The organism is Nonomuraea diastatica (assembly GCF_004349015.1).
GTDB classification, from domain to species: Bacteria; Actinomycetota; Actinomycetes; order Streptosporangiales; family Streptosporangiaceae; genus Nonomuraea; species Nonomuraea diastatica.
Map to the genome: position 1 here is coordinate 1 of NZ_SMKP01000327.1, position 5,769 is coordinate 5,769.

The following is a 5,769-nucleotide window of genomic DNA, read 5'->3' on the forward strand; positions in this document are numbered from 1 at the left end:
ATCCGCTGCCTCAAGCGCTACGTCGCCCGCGAAGTCTTCCCGATCATCACCGCAGCACTCTCACCAGCGCGTACTCCGCCCGCTGCGGCTTGACAAACATAGGGGCGTCATCACGCTCGTCCTCCAGCTCCGCACGCTCCTTCTCCCAGGCCGACTTCTCCTTGGCATGCTGCTTGACCAGCTCGGCCCTCTCCCGCCGCAGCCGCGCCAGCTCCACCTCCGCCGACTCTTTCAGCGCTCCGCCTCCGCCATCGCCGCCGGCCTGCCCTGCCGCGAGCCGGTCCATCTGCACCCAGTTGTACAGCGTGTACTCGTTGATCCCAAGATCCCGCGCTACGTGCGCGACGGGCTTGCGGGTCTCCCTGACGATCCTCACCGCCCCAGCCCGGAACTCCGGATCAAAGCGACGCCTCGTGGTTCCAGCCACGACCAAACCTCTCCCGATTCGATCTCCACGCTACGAGGGGAAGCCCAATGAATTCCTGCTGGCGTTCTGAACCCCAGTTCAAGCAGCCGAGGGCCGGGCAGTGCGTTCAGGCGGGCACCAGCAGAGTGGTGAGCAGGTCGTCGAGGCTGACGATGCCCGCGGTGGCCCCGTCGTCGGCGCGGATGAGGGCGATCTGGCTGCGGGCGGCGCGCAGCCGGGCGACGGCGTCGGAGACCGAGGTGCGGGGCGGCAGCGCCGGGATGCGGTAGGCGAGCTGGGCGGCGGTGACGTCGGTGCCGCGTTTGCGGGCCAGGTAGGCGTCGCGGATGTGCACGACGCCGGCCGGGTCGGCGGGGGTGCCAACGATCAGCCGGGAGCGTTGCGCGCGCAGGCAGGCGTCGATCACCTGCTGGGCGGTGGCGGCTGCGGGCACCGCGATGATCTGGCCGGGCAGGGTGATCAGCGGGGTGATGTCGGCGTGGGGGGCGTGCAGCGCCTGGCTGAGCACAGCGTGGTCGTCGGCCTCGATCAGCCCGAGCCGGCGGGATTCGGCCACCAGGTGCTGCAGCTGCTCCGGCGTGCGCGGCGGGTGGGCGCCCTCCTCGCGCGGGCGCACCTTGAACAAGCGCAGCAGGCCGTTGCTGACCGCGTTCAGGGCGCTGATCAGCGGGCGCACGAGCAGGGTGAAGCCACGGAACGGCAGCGCCAGCAGGGTGGCCGAGCGTTCGGGGTGGGCGATCGCCCAGGATTTGGGGGCCATCTCGCCGAGCACCATGTGCAGGAACGTCACGAGGGCCAGCGCAATGACGAACGCCACCGCGTGCGCGGCGGTCTCGGGCAGGCCCACGGTGTGAAAGAGCGGGGTGAGCGTGCCGGCGATCAGCGGTTCGGAGACCACGCCGAGGCCGAGCGAGCACAGCGTGATGCCGAGCTGGGCGCCGGCCAGCATCAGCGACAGTTCCTTGATGCCGGCCAGGGCGGCGCCGGCGGCTTTGCTGCCACCGGCGGCGGCCTTCTCCAGCCGGTGACGCTTGGCGGCGACCAGGGCGAATTCGGCGGCGACGAAGAATCCGTTGCCGACCAGCAGGACCAGGGTCAGCGCCAGGCCGATGGACAGGTTCACGGCTGTTCCTCGCCTTCCCGGCCGTCGTGACCGGCGGGACTATCAGGGCTGTCAGGCTGGTAGGGAGTGAGGCGGACGCGCTCGGGGACGTGCCGGTCCAGCGTCAGCACCTCGATCCGGGCGTGCGTGGGCGCGTCGGCGTCCAAGGTGGCGGGCAGCTCGGCGGTGACGACGTCGCCGGGGACGGCGAAGCGGCCGAGCCGGTGCAGGATGAGCCCGGCCAGAGTGTCGTACTCGTCCTCATCCGGCAGGTTCAGATCGGTCTCCAAGGCGATCTCGTCGATGCGCAGTCCCGCGTCCAGCTCCCAGTCGTCGCCGCGCCGCAGCACGCGGGGCGCTTCGGCGTCGTTCTCGTCGGCGATCTCGCCGACCAGCTCTTCGGCGACGTCCTCCCAGGTGACCAGGCCAGCCAGGCCGCCATGCTCGTCGACCACGCAGGCCACCTCTTCACCTCGGGCGTGCAGCTGGGCGGCCAGGTCCGGCAGGGACAGGGAGAACGGCACGATCAGCACATCGCCGGCGATGTCGGCGATCCGGGTGGTGGCCGCCTTCTCGCGCGGGACGGCGGCCGCGTCGCGCAGGCTGACCAGCCCTGCCACGTCGTCCAAGGTGGCGCCGAGCACCGGGTAGTGGGTGTGGCCGCGCCTGGCGATGAGCTCGTCCAGCTCCGCGACGGTGGCCGAGGCGGCGACGGCGACGACGGCGGCGCGCGGCACCATCACCTCTACGGCGGTGTGCTCGGAGAAGTTCAGGGCGCGTTCCAGCACGTCAGCCTGGCTGCCGGGCAGGTGGCCGTGGGCTTCGGACTCGCCGATGATGTGGCCGAGCTCTTCCAGGGTGGCGCCGTGGTGCAGCTCTTCGACCGGTTCGATGCCGACGGCGCGCAGCAGCTTGTTGGCGGCGGTGTCGAACAGTTTGATGATGGGCCCGGCGATCTTCAGGTAGAGCAGCGTGGAGGAGGCCAGGGCGCGGGCCAGCGGCTCGGGCCGGGCCAGGGCGAGGTTTTTCGGGGCCAGCTCGCCGAGCACCATCTGGATGATGGTGGCCAGTGCAAAGCCGACCGCCAGCGCCACCGCATCCACCGCGCCTTGCGGCATGCCGAACGCGGTCAGGGCGGGGGCGATCAGCTCGGCCAGGGCCGGGCGGGCGATGAAGCCGACCACCAGGGCGGTGACGGTGATGCCGAGTTGCGCGCCGGACAGCATGAACGACAGCCGGCCCATCACTTCGACGGCTTTGGCCGCCTTCTTGTCGCCTGCGGCGGCCTGCTGCGACAGGGCGAGCCGGTCGGCGCTGACGTAGGCGAACTCCTGGGCGACGAAGTAGCCGGTGGCCAGTGTGAGCAAGAAGATGGCCAGCAGGCCGAGTGCCACACTCATCGGGCCCGCCCCCATCCTGGCGATCGGTCCCCTCGCCAGCGCGAGTCGTACGTGGCCGGTCTGCTCGGGTCCGTTGACACGGACGCCACCACCGTTCCCTTCCTGTCCTTCAGCAGCGAGTGCGCCCGGGCGGGCGGCGTGCTTGGCGCATGCGGGCAGGCCCGCCCGCATGCGCTGCGATGGACGCTAGCCGATCGGCGCACGCGACCGGGGCACATCACCTGGGGTAACGGACGATGCGCCGGCAAAGTGCCGGATATGATCGATGCCTCACGCCTGCCCTGCTACGGGCCGTCTCCGCGCACGCCTACGATGATCAGCTGGTGATCAACCATTGCGGTCCTCGGAGCAGGGAGCTGTCGCAGTTGTCGGGACAAGAACGCGTTCGCCTCGTCCTGGAACACCATCTCGCGCAGCGGGCGATCATCGCCGTCATCGTCCTGTGCGTCGCCAGCACCTCGTGGCGAGGACATGGATCACTGCCGCAATCAAGGCACAGCAGCCGCACCGGCACGCCGGGTCGCGCGGCGAGAGCGCCGGCGAAACGGTCGTTGATCTCCACCATCGCGTCTATTCTTCCCGGGGTCAGACGCCGGGGCGGTGCGCTGGGAAGCCGCTCCTGCACGAACATCACATCGTCATTCAGGTCGACCACAAGATCGTGCCTGGGCATCGGGAGCCCGCGGTCACGGACATAGGCAAGCACGTCGGCCGTACGCTTGGCCTCGGCGAGTGAGCCCACAAATCGAGTCACCACGGCTTGTCGGCCGTCCGGCCACTCAGCGTAGATGGCACCGCCGAGCCTCCCATGCAGAGCGCGGCCGACGACCCTCGGGAAATCTGGAGAAGTCCTTCGACCAGATCAGCCAGGCGATGGCGCATGTGGTCTCGCAGGGGGTGTTTCCGGTCGTGGGCGGCGACCACTCGATCGGCTTCCCCACGGTCCGCGGGCTGACTCCTCACGTGGACGGCAACGTCGGCATCATCCACTTCGACCGGCACGTGGACACCCAGGAGAGCGATCTCGACGAGCGCATGCACACCACGCCCTGGTTTCACGCCACCAACATCAGGAACGCCCCGGCCACCAACCTCGTCCAGATCGGGATCGGCGGCTGGCAGTCACCGCGCGCCGGCGTCAAGGTGGGCCGCGGCGGGGCACCACGATTATCACGGTGGGCGATGTCGAACGCGTTGGCGTGGAGAAAGTCGCCGAGGTGGCGCTGGAGGTGGCCTGGGAGGACGCCAAGGCGGTCTACCTCTCCTTCGACATCGACGTGATCGACGCCGGGTTCCATCGCCCGGCACCGGCTGGCCGGAACCTGGCGGCCTGCTGCCCCGGGAAGCACTCAACCTGGTCCGGCTGGTCTCCGAACCAGGCCTGGCCGGGATCCAGATCGTGGAGTGCTCACCGCCCTACGACTGGGCCGAGATGACCTGCCTGATGAGCAGCCGGGTCATCCTCGACAGCCTCGCCGTGCAGGTGCGCTCCGGCAAACTCGGTCGCAAGCCGTCCAGCTCGGGCCGGGTCGCGTGGGGCCCGTACCCGTCTTGATCGTTTGGCCGCAGCTGGGGCCTGGGAGGCGACTGAGTGCGGCGGAGGGCTCATGGGGAACCCTGGCCAAGTGAGCGCGCTGATAAGACCGCCGGTGGTCGGGGGCGTGACGGAGCTGATCACAGCTTCTCCTGTTGAGGGCCGTTGGCAAGCGAACCGGACGGAGAAGATCGTGAAGCAGCTTCCCACGCTCCAGATTGGAGTGGGCAAGAAGGATGACCCACTGCGCTGGCACGTCAAGACGCTGTTCTACCTGCTGCACGCGAGAGGCTTCGGGCTGAACGGCGGCATCAATGAGACAGCCTTCGGCGACGCACTGCGCGACGCCCTCCGGCAGTTCCAGGAGGCGGCAGGGCTTTCCGCGGATGGTGTCTGCGGGTCGAATACTTGGCCGGCGCTGCTGCGAGCCAGCTGATGCGGTGTCGTTAGAACCTCGTGTTGCTATCGATCTTGGCCACTGACTTGATCTGATCAGGTGTCATCCCACGCACGCCCCTCAGGTCCGCGCCGGACAGATTCGCGTCGGACAGGTTCGCGCCGGTCAGATTTACTCCTCTCAGGTCCGAGCCAGCCAGGGGTCGCGCCGGACAAGGACGCCTTGGATAGGTCTGCGCCGGTCAGGTACGCGCCGACTATGGTCGCGCCGGTCAGGTCAGCGTCCGACAGGTATACGCCGGATAGTTCCTCGGCGGACAGATTCGCGTCGCGCAGATTCAGTGTCAGGAGAACCGGACGTTGACTCGTGATCTTCGTCAACGGGCGTAGAGTCCGCATGGCCACTACGGTGTCCGCTCTCGGTCGCCACTGCTTGCTGGTCGTCAGCTGCGGATTGTCGTGTTCCAGGAGGAACGCGACAATTACGTCTTGGATGGTGATGGCATCGCTTGGCGAGTCACGTGCAATACGCACCAGAGCGTAGATACCGCCGATGCGCACCTCGACGGATTTGTCAGAGCCGATCTGTTCGATGGCCCTGGCGTATCGATCGGTGATCTGCTGCTGTTGGGTGGCTTTGAGGGTCTCCTGCCCGGTCTCCCAGGTACGAGCCGTATACACGAGACCGCCTCCAGTGAAGATCAGGCCGACGAGGACGCCGATCGACGTGAGGTGCTGCCAGGAGCGCTGCGCCGGTGGGTCGCGTCCTCGGAGCGGTGTAACTAGCTCGACGAGGTAGGTGCCGTGAGTGGATTTTAGGCGGCCTGGGTGGCGGGTGCCAAGGCCGAGTCGTCGGTGGGGTGGAGTTGGGCAGGCGGGTGCAGCAGGGCCCGGCGGAGGTCTTGCAGGA

General features: G+C 68.4%; 7 protein-coding genes and 2 pseudogenes. 3 read left to right on the forward strand and 6 right to left on the reverse strand.

The window, feature by feature from the left end:
• Positions 1–46: 46 nt before the first annotated feature.
• The 4 genes from E1294_RS50720 to E1294_RS50735 all read right to left on the reverse strand — a co-directional run bounded on the left by E1294_RS50720 (position 47) and on the right by E1294_RS50735 (position 3,671).
• The gene (locus E1294_RS50720) at positions 47–427 is read right to left on the reverse strand and encodes a transposase (protein WP_281284632.1); all 381 of its coding nucleotides are present in this window, start codon (positions 425–427) and stop codon (positions 47–49) included.
• Positions 428–533: 106 nt separating this feature from the next.
• Complete coding sequence (locus tag E1294_RS50725; RefSeq protein ID WP_132520146.1) at positions 534–1,550, reverse strand: hemolysin family protein; 1,017 nt, start codon at positions 1,548–1,550, stop codon at positions 534–536.
• Positions 1,547–2,929, reverse strand: coding sequence for a hemolysin family protein (locus E1294_RS50730; protein WP_132520149.1), 1,383 nt, complete (start codon positions 2,927–2,929; stop codon positions 1,547–1,549). The genes E1294_RS50725 and E1294_RS50730 overlap by 4 nt, the downstream gene beginning before the upstream one ends.
• 316 nt (positions 2,930–3,245) lie before the next feature.
• Positions 3,246–3,671 carry a hypothetical protein gene (locus E1294_RS50735; RefSeq protein WP_132520152.1) on the reverse strand — a complete coding sequence of 142 codons (426 nt, stop codon included), beginning with the start codon at positions 3,669–3,671 and terminating at the stop codon, positions 3,246–3,248.
• On the opposite strand from E1294_RS50735, the pseudogene E1294_RS58695 reads away from it, so the two are divergent.
• The 3 genes and pseudogenes from E1294_RS58695 to E1294_RS50745 form a co-directional block, all read left to right on the forward strand.
• Positions 3,662–4,042: pseudogene (locus tag E1294_RS58695) on the forward strand (arginase family protein); the annotation flags it as partial. The gene E1294_RS50735 and the pseudogene E1294_RS58695 sit on opposite strands and share 10 nt — an antisense overlap.
• A gap of 121 nt (positions 4,043–4,163) precedes the next feature.
• Positions 4,164–4,484, forward strand: a complete 321-nt coding sequence (locus E1294_RS58700) for an arginase family protein (RefSeq protein WP_281284634.1) — start codon at positions 4,164–4,166, stop codon at positions 4,482–4,484.
• Between the two features lie 106 nt (positions 4,485–4,590).
• Positions 4,591–4,899, forward strand: a complete 309-nt coding sequence (locus E1294_RS50745) for a peptidoglycan-binding domain-containing protein (protein WP_165977951.1) — start codon at positions 4,591–4,593, stop codon at positions 4,897–4,899.
• 10 nt (positions 4,900–4,909) lie between these two features.
• Here the strand turns inward: E1294_RS50745 and E1294_RS58705 are convergent, their stop codons facing one another.
• The gene (locus E1294_RS58705) at positions 4,910–5,059 is read right to left on the reverse strand and encodes a pentapeptide repeat-containing protein (RefSeq protein WP_425465287.1); all 150 of its coding nucleotides are present in this window, start codon (positions 5,057–5,059) and stop codon (positions 4,910–4,912) included.
• A 16-nt stretch (positions 5,060–5,075) separates the two neighbouring features.
• Positions 5,076–5,258: pseudogene (locus E1294_RS58710) on the reverse strand (pentapeptide repeat-containing protein); the annotation flags it as partial.
• Between the last annotated feature and the right edge of the window lie 511 nt (positions 5,259–5,769).